Raw genomic sequence first — 17,263 nt, 5'->3', positions numbered from 1 at the left:
CTGTTGAATTCTTCACTCTTCACTTATTTCAAATCCCACCTTTTTGAGGTCTTCCCAATAATGAGGATAGGATTTGCTCACCACCTCAGGATTGTTGATTTCAATCTGAGGAAACTTGAAGGCAAGAGGGGCGAAGGCAAGTGCCATGCGATGATCCTCGTAGGTGTCGATAGGCTCGAAACTAGGCTCGCAGGTCTCGCCATCCCAAATCAGCGTGTTGTCGTTCTCGGCATAAATCACGTAACCCACCTTCTTCAGTTCCTTCTTCAATGCCTCGATGCGGTCGGTCTCCTTGATCTTGAGACTGGCAAGACCGGTGAACTTAAACTTTACGCCCAGGGCACAGCAGGCTACAACGATGGTCTGTGCTAGGTCTGGAGAACCGCTGAAATCGTAGTCGAAACGAGACAAGGGACAGCGCTGGACTCTCAACTTGATAGGAGAAAGAACATCGTGGTTCTCAAATTCTGATTTCACGCCCAACAGACTGAAGATGTATTTCACGACAGAATCGCCCTGCTTAGAATTGTCGAACAAGCCTTCGAGTTTTACCTCAGAATCAGGGTTTCCGTTCAGCGCCATCATTTCATACCAGTAAGAAGAAGCGCTCCAGTCATTCTCGATGGTGTAGTCGGCTACGCAGCTGTAAGGTTGTGGCTTTACGGTGATGGTATTTACATCGGTCCATTCGGCACTGGCTCCGAAGTTCTGCATCGTCCACAGCGTAAGGTCGATGTAAGGATGGGATGCAATCTCGCCCGTCAACTTCAGTTCAAGACCGTTTTTCAGGATAGGACCAATCATCAGCAGTGCCGAGATATACTGCGAACTGATGTTTCCCACCACTTCGAGATGTCCGCCTTCCAATGGCTTACCAACGATGTGGAGTGGAGGATAACCCTCTTTCTTTTCATACTGTATATCAGCTCCGAGGTAACGCAGGGCATCTACCAGGATAGCAATAGGGCGGTTCTGCATGCGTTCGGTACCTGTGATGGTATGCTCGCCCAGTGTAGCAGAAAGATAGGCGGTCATAAAGCGCATGGCGGTACCGGCAGCCTTGATGTTGATGACATCAGGCATATCGCGCAGTGCTGCAATGATGACTTCTGTATCATCGCAATCGCTCAGGTTGTGTGGCTGCAACTTGCATCCCGCCATGGCATTGATTACCAATGCACGGTTGCTGATACTCTTGGAAGCTGGCAAGTTGATACTTGCATTGAGTTGGCGTGGAGCCTTGATTGTATATTTCATTTTCTTCTTGTTTCTATTTTTTTAATACTCTTCTAGTTTTGCTATTTCTCAGCCTTCAGTATCCGGATGTCCTTGATGCTGACAGCCTTTTCCTTGGCATATCGGATAGGGAGGTCATCTTCTGTTTCCGGCATCTCATCCCATGCACGGGTTCTTGGACGAATCTTCTTCGGACCCGGTATCAGGGGCGAATAATACAGAACCTGGCGGATGCGGTTTGCCTGTTCTGGGGTGAAACGCATGCTGTAACAGTAGAAGTAGTCCATCAGATTGTCTGACTGCCATTCTTCACCCTTGCTGTTGGTGCGTTTGGCCACATCTCTCAAGGTGAGAGAATCCTTCTTTATGGCTAGTCTCACCCATTTGCCGTATGCTATTCGGTTGTAGCTAGGCGTATCATCGCAATAGTCAGAGTCGTCATCATCATCGGCAGCCTCAGATTTGTCTTTCACGGTCTTTTCTGAGAAACTGTGGAAGAGACCCAGATAATGACCCAATTCGTGAGCCAGTGTAGCATTCGGATCCGCTGTGTTGGATTTATATTTCCTGTTATACTTGTCTTCTGTATACCGGGTTCCTTCTTTATCCCTTCCCACATAGATAGAATTAAGCGAAACGCAATATGGAAATTTGCCCGGTTTGCTCAACGGATAGTTCTTGCCATTGCTCAAACCTTCAATCTGTGGATAGCCGCCAACCTGATAAGGCAGATGACTGATGCCCAGCGTGGTGCTGTTCTCATCGGTCTTCTTGAAGGCATATACCATCACATTGATGTAGTTGTTCTGGTCCCAGCAGTACTGTACATACTTCTTGTCCTTCATGAAACTCTCGCAGTCGAACTCTGATTCTGAAACCTTGATATATTCTACACCCGGTGTGCTGAGTCTCTTGCCGCTCTCATTCTTCTCAGCCAGTTCGAACAGGATATGCAGGTTCTCGCTCGGGATGGTATCCATCTGATAGTTGTATACATCACCCTGATAAAGTTCGTTCACATTGGAGAGAATCTCCTTGAGGCGGGTATATTCGATGTATTGCGTGGTGTTACTGTAGAAGACATGGAAGATGACAGGCAGATGATAAACATAATCATCGCCCGTAATGGTATCTGTGTCACGGTCTTGTCCGTGGGATATGATAGGGTCGCCGATAGAGCCTTCGGTATCCTTGCATGATGCAAAGCTGAGGACGGTGAGGGCGATCATGAAATAAAGAATTTTTCTCATGCGCGTACCTTATATTATATATTTTCGTGCAAAAATACAAAAATAAAAGAAGATAGGCGAGAAATATTCTGAAAAAGTTTCTCGAAATGCCAAAAAACTTGTGCTTTTATCTTCTTGATGTATGTCAATTCAGTTACATTTTGTAAACTTGACTCCATGAAAATAGCGTTTTGTAAGGTATGTCTTCGTGCAATATGCAAAATTTTAGGCTATGAAATTGCAAATTGTAAGACTGCGTACGTCCAAAATCAAAAAGTATTACTTGCTCAAAAAATAAGATAAAATAGCGTTAAGGAATTATGAACTTTTCGGAAATCGTTGTATCTTTGCACCAGAAAAAAGAAACAAAGACAATTACAATAACATCCTAAAAATAAACGATATGAAACGAATGATATTATTCTCATTGATGGCTTTGATGACCATAGCAGCTTTCGGTCGTAAGCACGTAGAGAATGCAACAGTTGTAGCTGACACTATTTTCTATGCAGAAAATATGAGCAATGTAACCAGTGCAGATCAGGCTAGTTATTACAGACTGCTGATGACTACTGGTTCTGGTCTTAACAAGAAGGACGTTTTCCAGGACTTCTATATGAATGGTAATCTCCGTGCTGAAGGTGGTTATAGTTTTATCGACCTCGGCAACGATCGCAATACTATCTTTAATGGTGAGGTTACTACCTATTATAAGAATGGTAAGGAGAAGTGGCATGGCAAGTATATCAATGGTAAGCGCGAAGGCTACTTCACACTCCAGCTCCGTGAAGGCGGTGTAGCTGTCGTTCAGTTCAAAAATGGCAAGTCTGTTCACGATTACTTCATGGTAACTTACAAGGACGGTTCTTCTGAGAAGAGAAAACTCTCTGAGTTGAAGCAGTTCATGTAATCAGAAATAAGCAACTGTGTAGTTATGTTACTTCATTGAATTAGAAAAAAATCTCTCTTATATAAATTAAAATTTTATGTTGATATGACCAATATGGGGATGGCTTCCGTGAGGAAGGTGCATCCCCTTTTTTTATGACCTATATTTACCAACAACAAGAAGAGGGTGAATCATAAACTTATGACACACCCTCTTCTGATTATTCTTATTGATGTTGGCTGAAAGATAGGATTAGAACGTTAAGTCTACTTCTACCGGACAATGATCGCTGCCCATGATTTCAGTATGAATTTTAGCTTCTGTAATCTGTTCCTTGATACGGTCGGAGACAAGGAAGTAGTCGATACGCCAACCGGCATTCTTCTCGCGCCCCTTGAACCGGTATGACCACCACGAATAGGTTACCTCATCAGGATGGAGATAACGGAAGCTGTCGGTGAAGCCATCATTCAGAAGAACGGTCATCTTTTCGCGCTCCTCATCGGTGAAACCGGCATTTCGACGGTTGGTCTTCGGATTCTTGATATCTATCTCTTCGTGTGCTACATTCAGATCGCCGCAGATGACGACTGGTTTCTTGGCATCAAGAGATTTCAGAAACTTGCGGAAATCGTCTTCCCAGGTCATGCGATAATCCAGGCGCTTGAGCTCTGTCTGAGAATTTGGGGTGTAGCAGGTAACGAGATAGAACTGGTCATATTCCAGCGTGATGATTCTGCCTTCATGATCATGTTCCTCTACGCCCATGCCATAACTTACGTTTAATGGCTTGTGCTTGGTATAAATGGCTGTACCAGAGTATCCTTTTTTCTCAGCGTAGTTCCAATAACTCTCGTAGCCCTCAAACTGAAGGTCGAGCTGTCCCTCCTGCATCTTTGTTTCCTGCAGGCAGAAGAAGTCGGCATCGAGTTCCTTAAACTGGTTCTCGAAGTCCTTGCCTACGCAAGCGCGCAGGCCATTTACGTTCCAGGATATAAACTTCATCTTTTGTAATAATGTTGAAAAAATTAAATTCTCTTCGTTTCTCCTCTCAGCAGACTCATAAACTCCTGGCGGGTGTTCAGTGAATTGAAGACTCCGCTGTAGTCGCTGGTGGTGGTTATGGAATTCTGTTTCTCTACACCTCGCATCTGCATGCACATGTGCTTGGCTTCTATCACAACCATCACACCCTGAGGATTCAATGTTTCCTGAATGCAGTCTTTAATCTGCTGGGTAAGACGCTCCTGTACCTGGAGACGATGGCTGTAGATATCAACCACACGGGCAATCTTGCTCAGACCGGTAATCTTTCCGTTCGGGATATAAGCTACATGCACCTTGCCATAGAAAGGAAGCATGTGGTGCTCGCACATCGAGAAGAAATCAATATCTTTCACGATGACCATCTGGTTGTATTTCTCTTCGAAGAGGGCATCGGTCAATACCTTGTGTGCATCCTGTGTATAGCCGCGAGTCAGTATCTGCATAGCCTTGGCTACTCGCATCGGCGTTTTTACAAGTCCTTCACGTTCAGGGTCTTCTCCCAAGAGCTTTAATACTTCAGTATAGTGTTCTGCGAGTTCATCCAATCCCTCGCGAAATTCTGTTTCTGGATTCATATCTTATTTACTTTGAACTTTGAATTTTGAACTTTATGAATAGTAAGGCTGTTGAATTGGCTTTCCCTTCGGCCGCCGAACGTTGTTTCTTCACTATTCACTCTTCACTTTAGTACTGTACCGTAATCTGTCCCTTTACTAGGCATGCCTGTCTGTATCCCAGGGAACGAACCTTGGCGAGCATCTTCTGGGCTTCAGCTAAGCTGCGGAAGTTGCCCATTCGGCAAATCCATCTTGGAGAGTAGAAATGAACATAAACCGGCTGTTCAGGGAAATGAACTTTCAGCTGATTGCCAGTCTGTTCTGCTTTCAGGCGGTCGTTACGCGAATTGCCGCCAGCGAAAGCCTGTACTCTATATCCTGTAACCTTATAGCTTTTGCGCATCACTTTCTTGCGCATATCCACTACAGGTGTCTCTGTTTCTTCGTTTTTGTTCTCTGCCTTTTGGGCATTGTTCACGTGGGCATTCTCTCGGTTTGCCTCATGATGCTGTGGCTCAGTCTTCTTCAGGGAATCAGGCCCCTGCTTGCGCTGAGTTTCAGGCTCTTTTTCTTTTTTCTGTGGGGTAGTCTTAGTCTTGTCGTCTTGTGGAATCACTTGTTTGCCGTTTACCAGTTCATCAATCGCCTTACTTTGGTTCACGGTTACAACACCCTTTCCCGGTTCCTTCTGTTTGAGATGGTCCAGGTAGTTCTGCGCATTAGCTGTGAATGTTGAGCAGAGGATCATAATCAATAATGTGACGAATTGTTTCATGACTATTCCTTTTATTTTTTTGTCATCTTGTTTTAAAACAGCACCTTATTCTTGGATCTCTATATATAATAAGGTGTAATGAAGAATGAAGGGATGCGCTTCACGAAGAAGGCATCCCTTCGGGAAATGTAATATCCTTATGAGATTACTTCTTCCAAGCGTCGATGATACCCTTGAAGTCAGCAGCCTTCAAAGAAGCACCACCGATCAAACCACCGTCGATGTTTGGCTTAGCGAAGAGCTCAGGTGCGTTGCTAGCCTTGCAGCTGCCACCGTAGAGGATTGATGTATCCTCAGCAGCCTCGTTGCCATACTTCTCTGCTACGATAGAGCGGATGTATGCCAACATCTCTTCAGCCTGGTCAGAAGTAGCAGTCTTACCTGTACCGATAGCCCAGATTGGCTCGTAAGCGAGGATGATGTTCTTCCAAGCGTCAGCGCTCAAGTGGAATACTGAACCTTCCAACTCAGCCTTTACTACCTCGTTCTGCTTCTCAGCCTCACGCTCCTCGAGAGTCTCACCGCAGCAGAAGATAACCTTCAAACCGTTAGCCAAAGCCAACTCTACCTTCTCCTTCAGAATCTCAGCTGTCTCGCCATAGTACTGACGACGCTCTGAGTGACCGAGGATAACATACTGAGCACCTGTGCTCTTTACCATCTCAGCTGAAACCTCACCTGTGAAAGCACCCTTAGCCTTGTCAGCGCAGTTCTCAGCACCGAGACCTACTACCTTTGAATCCAAAACCTGAGCTACAGAAGCCAAGTGGATGAATGGAGTACAGATGATTACGTCACAGTTTGGCTTGTCTGCTACTAATGCCTCGTTGATCTCCTTAGCGAGAGCAACACCGTCCTGCAGGTTCATGTTCATTTTCCAGTTACCTGCTACAATTTTCTTTCTCATTTTTCTTTTCTTTTTAAAAGTTGATAATATTCTGTTCGAATTCTCTTTCTTTCTGATCCAGGCGCCCCAAGCCCAGAGCCGGTCGGCAATGGTGAGGAGTACCAGTGGAATGATGAACCAGGAGATGATGCCGGCTATCTTCTTGGCGGCACTTACTTCCGGCATCTTGCCTATCTCGGTCTTCTCCAGTGGCTTGTCGCCGATTTCTGCCATGTCAGGCAAATCGTTGTGGCTCCATTTCTGGATGATGGTTCCGTTCTTCAGCAGAAGAAGACCTGGGTTGCTGCGGATTACCGTCTTCAGCGTAGTCTCGTCTGTGACATAGAAGGGATATTCCGCTCCTGTTATGTCCTGCCAGTGCTTGATGGCTTTCTCCGTACTTGCCGTGAGGCAGAGAAAACGGTAGCCATGGTCGTTGGCATATTCGTAAATCTCATCGATATTGCCGAAGTTGCTGTCATCGGCAAATTCCAGATGTGGCGAAACCAGGAGGAAGGTGTAGCCTTTATCGTGAATTACTTCCTGGGTAATGTCTTCTCCCGTTTTGGCATCAGCTATGCTGAAGTCGTGTATTGGAGGTACGTAACCTTCTTCGGTCTGAATCGTCTTGCTGTCGATGAAGGTCCAGGTAGAGTCGGGATAGTTGTCTATTGTAAACTCCTTCCGCTCTCCGTTCTTCTCCAGGATGAAGGTGGTATCAAACTTGGGTTGCTTGGCTCCTTTCGGTATCTCCATGCCCTTGGCGATGTTGACACCTATATGATAAGGACGGAAGTCGAATTGCGGAAGATACCACAGACTCCAGATACTCATCACGATGGAGAAGAGGAAGGTGTAGTTGATCACCACCCACTGGGTCTGTCTCGAGATGAGTCTCTGCATCTCCAGCGGCTTTCTCCAAAGCAGGACGGCGAATATCAGGAGGATGATGTTCTTGATGAATGTCTCCATATTGGTGAGCACTACGGCATCGCCGAAGCATCCGCAATCCTTTACTGGGTCTGCGATGACAATCCACAGGGTAATCAGCGTCATCACGCTCATCACGGCAAGGGTGATCTTGCTCATCAGTCTCCGTCGGATGGCGAAGAGGAGGAAGATACCGATGGCAAACTCTGCAGTGGCTAGTAATACCGACATCACCAGGGTGCTCCAGTCGGGGAACATCCAGTCGATGTGCAGCGCCTCCAGATAGTCGGTTATCTTGTATTGCGTGCCTAATGGGTCAATTCCCTTCACAAATCCTGAGAAAATGAAGGTTATTGCCATCAGCAGTCGCCCGATATTGACCGCTATCTTTGTTAATATGTGAGTTGCCTTATTCTTCATCATTTTATATTTTTACTTCTCGCTCATTTTGATGGCACCGAAGACGGCATAGTTGATGATGTCCATATAGTTGGCATCAATACCTTCAGAAACGAGGGTAGCGCCTGCGATGTCTTCAATTTCCTTTACGCGCTGAATCTTGGTCAGGATGAAGTCTGTATAACTGCTGACTCTCATCGAGCGCCATGCTTCATCATAGTCATGGTTCTTCCTGAGCATCAGTTCCAGTGCCTCCTTTGCATGGAGGTCGTATAGTTTCATAGCCTCTTCGGGTGTCATATCCACCTCATCCACGAAAGGCTTTTCGAGCTGGATGAGTCCTATGATACCATAATTGATAAGGGCGATGAATTCCGGCCGGATACCTTCGCCAACCAAAGATTCTTTCTTGATTTCGAGCGAGCGGATGCGCTTCGCCTTGATATAGAGCTGGTCTGTCAGAGAAGAAGGGCGCAAGATTCTCCAAGAGGCTCCATAATCATGAAGCTTCTTCTCAAATAATGTCCTGCATTCACTCATGACATCCTTAAACTGCTGTTCTGTTTTCAATAAATCTGCCATAATAATTTCGAAATTCGGTGCAAATTTACGCATTTATTGTGAAATAGCCAAATATTTATTTTGTTTTTCGCTCATTTTGCAGTAACTTTTGATAAGTTACGCTGCACTCGGAAGAAAAAATAAATCGTGATTTATTTTGTTTTTCGCTCATTTTGCAGTAACTTTGCACCCCTAAAGTAAAAAGAGTATGAGAAATTTGACCAATGCCGAACTGGCACAGATACTGGATAAGGATATATTTCATAAGATTTCAGAGGCAGCAGATGGGCTGTCTGTGGAGTGTTATGTAGTAGGTGGATATGTGCGTGACCTCTTCCTGGAGCGACCTTCCAATGATATTGATGTCGTTGTGGTTGGTAGCGGTATAGAGGTAGCTTCTGCCTTGAAGAAGATGCTCGGAAGAAAGGCGCATCTCTCTGTGTTCCGTAATTTCGGAACAGCACAAGTGAAGTATCAGGATACAGAAGTGGAGTTTGTTGGCGCCCGTAAGGAGAGCTATCAGCGCGATTCCAGAAAGCCTATTGTGGAAGATGGAACGCTGGAGGATGACCAGAACCGCCGCGACTTCACCATCAATGCGATGGCTATCTGCCTGAACAAAGACCGTTTTGGAGAACTTGTAGATCCTTTTGATGGTGTCTACGATATGGAAGATGGCATTATTGCCACTCCGCTCGACCCGGATATCACTTTTTCTGATGACCCGCTGCGTATGATGCGTTGCGTGCGTTTCGCTACCCAACTCAATTTCCAGATAGAGGAGGAGACCTATGATGCGCTCTCCCGCAATGCCGAGCGCCTGAAGATTATCAGTGCTGAGCGAATCTGCGACGAGATGAACAAGATTATGCTCTCCAAGCACCCAAGCAGCGGTTTCTATTACCTGAAAGATACAGGTCTGCTCGATCTCATTCTGCCAGAACTGGTTGCGATGGACAAGGTGGAAACCCGTAACGGCAGGGCACATAAGAATAATTACGACCATACGATGGAGGTGCTCGAGAATGTGTGCAAGCATTCTGATAACCTCTGGCTCCGCTGGGCAGCTCTCTTCCACGACATCGGTAAACCGAAGAGCAAGCGCTGGGATAACAATATCGGCTGGACATTTCACAGCCATAATATAATAGGTGCAAAGATGATTCCGGGTATCTTCCGCCGTATGAAACTTCCGATGGATGCGAAGATGAAGTATGTGCAGAAGCTGGTAGAACTCCACATGCGTCCGATTGTGATTGCTGATGAGGAGGTTACCGACAGTGCCGTACGCCGCTTGCTGAATGATGCCGGCGATGACATCAACGACCTGATGACGCTCTGCGAGGCTGATATTACCAGCAAGAACCAGGTGCGCAAGCAGCGTTTTCTGGATAATTTCAAGATGGTGCGCGAGAAACTGGTTGATCTGCAGGAACGTGATTATAAGCGACTTCTCCAGCCATGCATCGATGGTAATGAGATTATGGAGATGTTCCATCTTACCCCTTGCCGCGAGGTAGGCACTCTGAAGCAGTATCTCAAGGATGCTGTATTGGACAATAAGGTGGCTAATGAGCGTGAACCGTTGATGGAGCTTCTGATGAAGAAGGCTCAGGAGATGGGATTGGTAAATGCAGAAAACTCAAAATAGAGAATAATTTTTGTTAAATAACGGCTCCTTGCGAGCCGTTATTCATTTATTATTAGTACTTTTGCAGCGCTTTTAAAACTTAAAGGCGTATGAAAGTTTTCGTTAGAGGACGAAAGAACTTTTGAATAAGAGAAGATAAAAGATTAAATAATAAATTTATAATATAAAATAGGTATGAAAATTAAAAGCGTTTTGTTTGTTGCAGCAGTTTGTGTTCTTGCTGCGTTGACATCATGTGGTGGAAGTAAGAAGGGCGGTCTGCCTAACTTCGGCGACGATGAGTTTGCCGTGGCTACTATCGGTACTTCCAGCGCCGCATTGCAGACTACCTATCCTGCTACCATCAAGGGTATCCAGGATGTTGAGGTACGTCCTAAGGTTTCTGGTTTTATCACTAAGGTTTTTGTACACGAGGGACAGACTGTATCAGCAGGTCAGGCTTTATTCTCTATTGATAGCGAGACCTATCAGGCTGCTGTCCGTTCTGCAGCTGCTGCTGTAAATACAGCTAAGGCACAGGCTAATACAGCCAAGTTGACCTATCAGAACAATAAGAAATTGTATGATAGCAAGATTATCGGTGAATTTGAACTCTCTACAGCAGCTAACAGCTATGCAACAGCTAAGGCTCAGGTAGCTCAGGCAGAGGCAGCATTGGCTTCAGCCCGCGAGCAGTTGGCTTGGTGTACCGTTACCAGCCCTTCTGCAGGTGTAGTAGGTAGCCTTCCTTTCAAGGTGGGTGCTTTGGTAAGCGCTTCTGGTCAGGCTCTGACAACCGTTTCCAACATCAGCACCATGGAGGTATTCTTCTCACTCTCTGAGTCTCAGATCTTGAGCATGTCTAAGACCAATGGTAGCATTCAGGCAGCCATCGCAGCGTTCCCAGCTGTTAAGTTGCAGTTGGCAGACGGTTCTATCTATAATCACCCAGGTAAGGTAGTCAAGATGAGTGGTGTCATCGATGCTACTTCTGGTTCTATCTCTCTCATCGCTCACTTCGCTAACCCAGAGAAGTTGCTGAAGAGTGGTGGTGCAGGTTCTATCGTTGTTCCTAACGATCATAACAGCGCTATCGTTATCCCTCAGGAGGCTTGCTCTCAGGTTCAGGATAAGATTTTCGTTTATATCGTAACCAAGGATAACAAGGTGAAGTATTCTGAGATCAAGGTCAATCCACAGGATGATGGCAAGAACTATATCGTAACTGCAGGTCTTCATGTAGGCGATCGTATTGTTTTGAAGGGTATCACCAAGTTGACCGATGGCCAGCAGATCAAGCCTATCACTCTGGAGCGCTACAATCAGAAGATTGCTGAGGCTGCCAAGTTGGCTGAGTCTCAGGATAACGCTCATGACTTCGCTACTGCTATGGGCGGAAAGAAGTAATATATAATAAGGTATAAAGAAAAATAGTAAATTATGTCATTTACAAACTTTATAAAGCGCCCGGTACTTTCGACGGTGGTTTCCATCTTCTTCGTCTTGCTGGGTATTATCGGCTTGGTATCGCTGCCTATCGAGCAGTATCCGAATATCGCGCCGCCTACCATCACGGTAACTGCTACCTATACGGGTGCAGATGCCCAGACGGTGTTGAACTCTGTCGTTGCTCCGCTGGAGGAGAGTATCAACGGTGTGGAGAACATGACTTATATGACCTCTTCTGCGTCTAACTCTGGTTTTGCTCAGATCACCGTTTACTTCAAGCAGGGTTCTGACCCTGATATGGCTGCGGTCAACGTACAGAACCGTGTGTCTCAGGCGCAGTCTCTGCTGCCTGCCGAGGTTACCAGGGTGGGTGTCACCGTAACCAAGCGACAGAGTTCCAACGTTATCATGTTCGCTCTGACTACAGACGATGGCCGTTACGATGACCAGTTTGTTACCAACTACGCCCTGATCAACGTTATTCCTCAGTTGAAGCGTATCAATGGTGTGGGTGATGTGCAGAGCCCTTCTACCCGTAACTACTCTATGCGTATCTGGTTGAAGCCGGAGAAGATGAAGGAGTTCGGACTGGTTCCTTCTGATGTTTCCCAGGCTTTGGCAGAGCAGAATATTGAGGCTGCCCCTGGTAGCTTTGGTGAAAGCTCTGATATGCAATATGAATATACCTTGCGTTACAAGGGTCGTTTGAAGACTCCAATGGAGTATGAGAATATCCTCATCAAGAGCAATACTTCCGGTCAGACTCTTCGTCTGGGCGAAATAGCCAAGGTTGAGTTGGGTGGTTTGCAGTATAATGTAAACCTGCTCAATGATGGTCAGCCTGCCGTGATGGGTATGGTTCAGCAGATTGCCGGATCCAACGCTACCCAGATTGCCAGCGACGTAAAGAAGACGTTGGATGAACTGGAGAAGAGTTATCCTCCAGGGTTGAAGAATGTCATCCTGATGGATGTTACCGAATTCTTGTTCGCATCTATCGAGGAGGTTATCTTCACCTTGATTATCACCCTGGTACTGGTGTTCATCGTGGTGTATATCTTCTTGCAGGACTTCCGTTCTACGCTGATTCCTATGATTGCCGTACCTGTGGCTCTGGTCGGTGCCTTCCTCTTCCTCTGGATTTTCGGCTTCTCCATCAACCTGCTTACGCTGTCAGCCCTGCTGCTGGCTATCGCGATTGTGGTCGATGATGCCATCGTGGTGGTCGAGGCGGTTCACGCCAAACTCGACCAGGGTTACAAGAGTGCCCTTACTGCAGCTATCGATGCGATGAACGAAATCTCCAGCGCCATCATCTCTATTACATTGGTGATGTCTGCCGTGTTCGTTCCTGTATCATTCATCGGTGGTACTTCCGGTTACTTCTACCGTGAGTTCGGTGTAACCATGGCGGTATCTATCGTTATTTCGGCTATCAATGCGTTGACGCTGTCTCCTGCACTCTGTGCCGTATTGCTGAAGCCACACGAGGAGGGTCACGAGAAGAAGATGTCTTTCATCGACCGATTCCACGCTGGATTCAACTATCAGTTTGATAAGATTACCAATAAGTATAAGGGTGGTGTCAAGTGGGTTATCAACCACGGCATTATCGCTGGTAGCCTCGTGGCTGTCAGCATCGTAGGTCTGGTTGCCCTGATGGGTACTACCAAGACGGGTCTGGTGCCTGATGAGGATACCGGTACTATCTTCGCTTGTATCTCTACAGCTCCTGGTACTTCTCAGGAACGTACAGCAGAGGTGGTAAAGCAGGTAGATAAGATGCTGGCTAGCAACCCAGCCATCGCAACCCGTAACGCCATCATGGGTTATAGCTTTATCGGTGGTGCCGGTTCTAACCAGGGTACCATCATCGTGAAGCTGAAGCCATTCGAGGAGCGTCCGGGTGGATTCTTCCACCGTATCAAGGCGGCTTGTACCGGTGGCGGTATTGAGGCACTGTTTGTCAACCCAATGGAATATACTTCTGTGTTGGGTATGATCTACAAGCAGACTGCTACCATCAAGGATGCACAGGTTCTTGCCTTTGCTCCACCTATGATTTCCGGTTTCTCCATGCAGAATGGTATTACCATGACCATGCAGGATAAGACCGGTGGCGACTTGAACAAGTTCTTTGATAATGTGAAGAAGTTCCTGGCTGAGTTGAACAAGCGTCCTGAGATTCAGACAGCCCAGACTCAGTATAACCCTAACTATCCTCAGTATATGGTAGATGTTGATGTTGCCAAGACTAAGCAGGCTGGTATCTCTCCATCAACAGTATTGTCTGTAATGCAGGGTTATCTCGGTGGTCTCTACGCATCTAACTTCAATGCCTACGGTAAGCTCTACCGTGTGATGATTCAGGCTGGTCCTGAGAGTCGTATGCGTCCAGACGATCTGAGCAAGATTTATGTACGTTGTGCAGATGGTACCATGTCTCCAGTAAGCGAGTTCGTGAACTTGAAGAAGGTTTATGGTCCGTCTAACATCACACGATTCAACCTGTTTACCTCTATGGATGTATCTGTAACTCCTAACAGCGGTTACTCTACCGGTGACGGTATGAAGGCGATTGCTGAGGTTGCCAAGGAGACATTGCCTGAGGGTTACGGCTATGAGTACTCTGGTTTGACCCGTTCTGAGGCTGAGTCCAGCAACTCTACAGGTTTGATCTTCGCACTCTGTATCGTATTCGTTTACCTCATCTTGAGTGCCCAGTACGAGAGTTACATCTTGCCATTGTCTGTAGTATTGTCTATCCCATTCGGTTTGGCAGGTGCGTTCATCTTCACTAACCTCTTCGGTCACTCTAACGATATCTACATGCAGATTTCGTTGATTATGTTGATCGGTCTGTTGGCTAAGAACGCCATCCTGATCGTACAGTTCGCCCTCGAGCGTCGTCGTACGGGTATGGCCATCAAGTACTCAGCTATTCTGGGTGCCGGTGCCCGTCTCCGTCCTATCCTGATGACCTCTTTGGCGATGGTTATCGGTCTGTTGCCTCTGATGTTCGCATCAGGTGTAGGTAAGAATGGTAACCAGACCCTGGGTGCTGCCGCCGTAGGTGGTATGTTGCTTGGTACTCTCTGTCAGATCTTCGTGGTTCCTGCTCTCTTCGCAGTCTTTGAGTGGTTGCAGGAGAAGTTGACTCCATTGAAGTTCGAGGACGAGATGAACGAGGAGGTAGCTGCCGAATTGGAGCAGTATGCCAACGCCGCTCACGAAATGAAGGGTATCGAGAAGAAGTAATAACGCAATGTAACCTCAAAGGAAACAATGAAAAAGAATTTAAATATCATCATATTGGGTCTCGCAGCGCTCTCTCTGAGCAGCTGCAAGACTCTCTACGGAAAGTATGAGCGTCCGGATGTGAAGATCAGCGGCATCGTACGTGATGTCAACTCTGCTACAGATACTTTGGCTGTAAAGGATACTACAACCTTCGCTAATATTCCTTGGCGCAGTGTCTTCACCGACCCTCAGCTTCAGTCGCTCATCGAGAAGGGATTGAACAACAATGTCAACCTCCTCAATGCGGCTTTGAACGTGAAGATAGCTGAAGAGCAGCTGAAGTGTGCCAAGTTGGCATTCGTGCCTGCCTTGTCTTTCACTCCTCAGGGAACCATCGCTTCCTGGGATGGTCAGGCTGCCACCAAGACTTACACGATGCCTGTTACAGCCAGCTGGATGGTAGACCTCTTCGGCAACTTGCTCTCTCAGAAGCGCAGTGCCCAGATGGCGCTGCTCCAGTTGCAGGATTATCAGGTATCTGTCAAGACCAACCTCATCGCCAACATCGCCAACATGTATTATACTCTGTTGATGCTCGACAAGCAGGTGGAGTTGGTTAACAATATGGAAGGATTGACCAAGGATACTTGGGAGACTATGCAGAAGATGCACGATCTCAGAATGGGTTACCGTACACCAGCCATCCAGTCTGCTGAGTCTAACTACTATTCTGTGTTGACCCAGAAGACCGATCTGTTGCGCCAGATTCGTGAGACAGAGAACTCTCTGAGTTTGCTCATCGGCGACCAGGCACATAGCATCGCCCGTGGCAAGTTGGATAATCAGAGTCTTCCATCTAATTTCTCAACCGGTGTAGGCATCCAGTTGCTCAACAACCGTGCTGATGTCCACGCAGCCGAGATGAATCTTGCCCAGTGCTTCTATGGTGTAGAGACCGCCCGCAGCAAGTTCTATCCATCTATCACCATTTCCGGTACAGGTGCCTTCACCAATTCAGGTGGTATGGGCATCGTGAACCCTGGTAAGTGGTTGCTCTCAGCTGTAGGTTCTCTTACCCAGCCAATCTTCCAGAACGGCCGTATCATTGCCGGTTTGAAGGTGGCTAAGATGCAGTATGAGCAGGCTTACAATACCTGGCAGAATACCGTGCTGAAGGCTGGTAGCGAGGTGAGCAATGCGCTTGTTCTCTACAACTACTCTGATGAGAAGAGCAAGATAGAGCAGAAGCGAATAGAAGTACTCGAGAAGAATGTAGAATCTACCAAGGAATTGATGGGTATTGCAGGCAGCTCTTACCTTGAAATCATCCAGGCACAGTCTTCACTCCTCAACGTACAGCTTTCTAAGGTAGCTGATGACTTCAACAAGATGCAGGCAGTAGTAAATCTCTACTATGCATTGGGTGGAGGAGCTAAGTAGTTTATAGTTAATAATTAATAGTTTATAGTTATGGCTAGTATAATAAGTCCAAAGGCAGAGGTTTCTCCAAAGGCTAAGATTGGAGACAACTGCAAGATATATCCATTCGCCTATATTGAGGACGATGTGGTCATCGGCGACAACTGTACCATCTATCCATTCGTGAGCATCATGAACGGTACTCGCATGGGTAATAATAATAAGGTGTTCCAGGCAGCCGTTATCGCTGCGCTCCCACAGGACTTCCACTTTACAGGTGAGGAGAGTGAGGTAGTAATCGGCGATAACAATACCATCCGTGAGAACGTGGTTATCAACCGTGGTACCCATAAGGGCGGCAAGACCGTTCTGGGCAACAACAACTTCCTGATGGAAGGTGCCCATATCTCTCACGATACCGTCATCGGCAACGGTTGCGTATTCGGTTATGGCACCAAGATTGCGGGCGACTGTGTGATTGGTAACGGTGTCATCTACTCAACATCTGTAGTAGAGAACGCCAAGACCCGAGTAGGCGACCTGGCGATGATTCAGGCAGGTACTACCTTCTCTAAGGATATTCCTCCTTATATCATTGCCGGTGGAAAGCCTGTGAAGTATGCAGGTCCTAACACCATCATCATGGAAGCAGCCGAGCTTACCGAGAAGGTTCGCAAGCATATTGCTAATGCCTACCGACTGGTATTCCATGGTCAGACATCCCTTTTCGATGCCATTAACCAGATCAAGGATCAGGTGCCAGATGGACCGGAGATTCAGAACATCATCCAGTTCCTGGAGAGTTCAGAGAAGGGTGTCATCACTAAAATGTAACGATGGTGTAATTATAGTGGAAAATTTCCTAAAAAAAAATATTTTCATTTAGTAAATTCAAGTCATACCTATTTGAATTTTACTTAGTATGTGAAGGGCTGGCCGTGAGGTTGGCCCTTTTCCTTTTCCAATTGAACTTAACTTTTGCCTGTGGTTCGATTAATTAATTGAATAAATGTAAA

Annotated in this window: 13 protein-coding genes; 6 read left to right on the top strand and 7 right to left on the bottom strand. The window is 46.5% G+C overall.

Annotated elements, in window-relative coordinates; all coding sequences use genetic code 11:
- Positions 1-12: 12 nt before the first annotated feature.
- Positions 13-1,257: a 3-phosphoshikimate 1-carboxyvinyltransferase gene (locus RCO84_RS10260; protein WP_317585002.1), complete on the bottom strand. Its 1,245-nt coding sequence runs from the start codon at positions 1,255-1,257 to the stop codon at positions 13-15.
- Between the two features lie 41 nt (positions 1,258-1,298).
- Entirely contained in the window at positions 1,299-2,486 is a 1,188-nt protein-coding gene (locus tag RCO84_RS10255; protein WP_317572671.1) for a zinc-dependent metalloproteinase lipoprotein, read from the bottom strand.
- Positions 2,487-2,868: 382 nt separating this feature from the next.
- On the opposite strand from RCO84_RS10255, the gene RCO84_RS10250 reads away from it, so the two are divergent.
- A complete protein-coding gene (locus RCO84_RS10250; protein WP_144153627.1) occupies positions 2,869-3,375 on the top strand; it encodes a VCBS domain-containing protein in 507 nt (168 codons plus the stop codon).
- Between the two features lie 231 nt (positions 3,376-3,606).
- On the opposite strand, the gene RCO84_RS10245 is transcribed toward RCO84_RS10250, so the two are convergent.
- From RCO84_RS10245 to RCO84_RS10225, 5 genes are all read right to left on the bottom strand, one after another.
- Entirely contained in the window at positions 3,607-4,359 is a 753-nt protein-coding gene (locus tag RCO84_RS10245) for an exodeoxyribonuclease III (RefSeq protein ID WP_317585001.1), read from the bottom strand.
- Positions 4,360-4,382: 23 nt separating this feature from the next.
- Positions 4,383-4,976, bottom strand: coding sequence for a GTP cyclohydrolase I FolE (gene folE / locus RCO84_RS10240; RefSeq protein ID WP_117727317.1), 594 nt, complete (start codon positions 4,974-4,976; stop codon positions 4,383-4,385).
- A gap of 109 nt (positions 4,977-5,085) precedes the next feature.
- A complete protein-coding gene (locus RCO84_RS10235; protein ID WP_144151955.1) occupies positions 5,086-5,733 on the bottom strand; it encodes an SPOR domain-containing protein in 648 nt (215 codons plus the stop codon).
- A 145-nt stretch (positions 5,734-5,878) separates the two neighbouring features.
- Positions 5,879-7,972 carry a BT_3928 family protein gene (locus tag RCO84_RS10230; protein WP_317584999.1) on the bottom strand — a complete coding sequence of 698 codons (2,094 nt, stop codon included), beginning with the start codon at positions 7,970-7,972 and terminating at the stop codon, positions 5,879-5,881.
- A 9-nt stretch (positions 7,973-7,981) separates the two neighbouring features.
- Complete coding sequence (locus RCO84_RS10225; RefSeq protein ID WP_228112588.1) at positions 7,982-8,530, bottom strand: DUF1599 domain-containing protein; 549 nt, start codon at positions 8,528-8,530, stop codon at positions 7,982-7,984.
- 187 nt (positions 8,531-8,717) lie between these two features.
- On the opposite strand from RCO84_RS10225, the gene RCO84_RS10220 reads away from it, so the two are divergent.
- The 5 genes from RCO84_RS10220 to lpxA all read left to right on the top strand — a co-directional run bounded on the left by RCO84_RS10220 (position 8,718) and on the right by lpxA (position 17,081).
- Positions 8,718-10,160 carry a CCA tRNA nucleotidyltransferase gene (locus tag RCO84_RS10220; RefSeq protein WP_022122075.1) on the top strand — a complete coding sequence of 481 codons (1,443 nt, stop codon included), beginning with the start codon at positions 8,718-8,720 and terminating at the stop codon, positions 10,158-10,160.
- Between the two features lie 174 nt (positions 10,161-10,334).
- Positions 10,335-11,546 (top strand): efflux RND transporter periplasmic adaptor subunit, encoded by a 1,212-nt coding sequence (locus RCO84_RS10215; RefSeq protein WP_317584997.1) that lies wholly within the window; start codon positions 10,335-10,337, stop codon positions 11,544-11,546.
- A 33-nt stretch (positions 11,547-11,579) separates the two neighbouring features.
- Complete coding sequence (locus RCO84_RS10210) at positions 11,580-14,846, top strand: efflux RND transporter permease subunit (protein WP_144151944.1); 3,267 nt, start codon at positions 11,580-11,582, stop codon at positions 14,844-14,846.
- Between the two features lie 27 nt (positions 14,847-14,873).
- A complete protein-coding gene (locus RCO84_RS10205; RefSeq protein WP_264902606.1) occupies positions 14,874-16,268 on the top strand; it encodes an efflux transporter outer membrane subunit in 1,395 nt (464 codons plus the stop codon).
- Positions 16,269-16,298: 30 nt separating this feature from the next.
- On the top strand, positions 16,299-17,081 hold the full coding sequence (gene lpxA / locus RCO84_RS10200; protein WP_118139306.1) for an acyl-ACP--UDP-N-acetylglucosamine O-acyltransferase: 783 nt from the start codon (positions 16,299-16,301) through the stop codon (positions 17,079-17,081).
- Positions 17,082-17,263 lie beyond the last annotated feature (182 nt).

The organism is Segatella copri, assembly GCF_949820605.1.
GTDB lineage: Bacteria > Bacteroidota > Bacteroidia > Bacteroidales > Bacteroidaceae > Prevotella.
The sequence above is the reverse complement of the archived record's forward strand: the minus strand, read 5'-3'. Positions and strand labels throughout refer to the sequence as shown.

What these genes read in the sequence shown, in the direction of transcription:
- RCO84_RS10215 (WP_317584997.1), top strand. Translation starts at nt 10,335, where the DNA reads ATGAAAATTAAAAGCGTTTTGTTTGTTGCAGCAGTTTGTGTTCTTGCT.
- RCO84_RS10250 (WP_144153627.1), top strand. Translation starts at nt 2,869, where the DNA reads ATGAAACGAATGATATTATTCTCATTGATGGCTTTGATGACCATAGCA.
- RCO84_RS10225 (WP_228112588.1), bottom strand. Translation starts at nt 8,530, where the DNA reads ATGGCAGATTTATTGAAAACAGAACAGCAGTTTAAGGATGTCATGAGT.
- lpxA (WP_118139306.1), top strand. Translation starts at nt 16,299, where the DNA reads ATGGCTAGTATAATAAGTCCAAAGGCAGAGGTTTCTCCAAAGGCTAAG.
- RCO84_RS10255 (WP_317572671.1), bottom strand. Translation starts at nt 2,486, where the DNA reads ATGAGAAAAATTCTTTATTTCATGATCGCCCTCACCGTCCTCAGCTTT.
- RCO84_RS10220 (WP_022122075.1), top strand. Translation starts at nt 8,718, where the DNA reads ATGAGAAATTTGACCAATGCCGAACTGGCACAGATACTGGATAAGGAT.
- RCO84_RS10205 (WP_264902606.1), top strand. Translation starts at nt 14,874, where the DNA reads ATGAAAAAGAATTTAAATATCATCATATTGGGTCTCGCAGCGCTCTCT.
- folE (WP_117727317.1), bottom strand. Translation starts at nt 4,976, where the DNA reads ATGAATCCAGAAACAGAATTTCGCGAGGGATTGGATGAACTCGCAGAA.
- RCO84_RS10245 (WP_317585001.1), bottom strand. Translation starts at nt 4,359, where the DNA reads ATGAAGTTTATATCCTGGAACGTAAATGGCCTGCGCGCTTGCGTAGGC.
- RCO84_RS10235 (WP_144151955.1), bottom strand. Translation starts at nt 5,733, where the DNA reads ATGAAACAATTCGTCACATTATTGATTATGATCCTCTGCTCAACATTC.
- RCO84_RS10210 (WP_144151944.1), top strand. Translation starts at nt 11,580, where the DNA reads ATGTCATTTACAAACTTTATAAAGCGCCCGGTACTTTCGACGGTGGTT.
- RCO84_RS10260 (WP_317585002.1), bottom strand. Translation starts at nt 1,257, where the DNA reads ATGAAATATACAATCAAGGCTCCACGCCAACTCAATGCAAGTATCAAC.
- RCO84_RS10230 (WP_317584999.1), bottom strand. Translation starts at nt 7,972, where the DNA reads ATGATGAAGAATAAGGCAACTCACATATTAACAAAGATAGCGGTCAAT.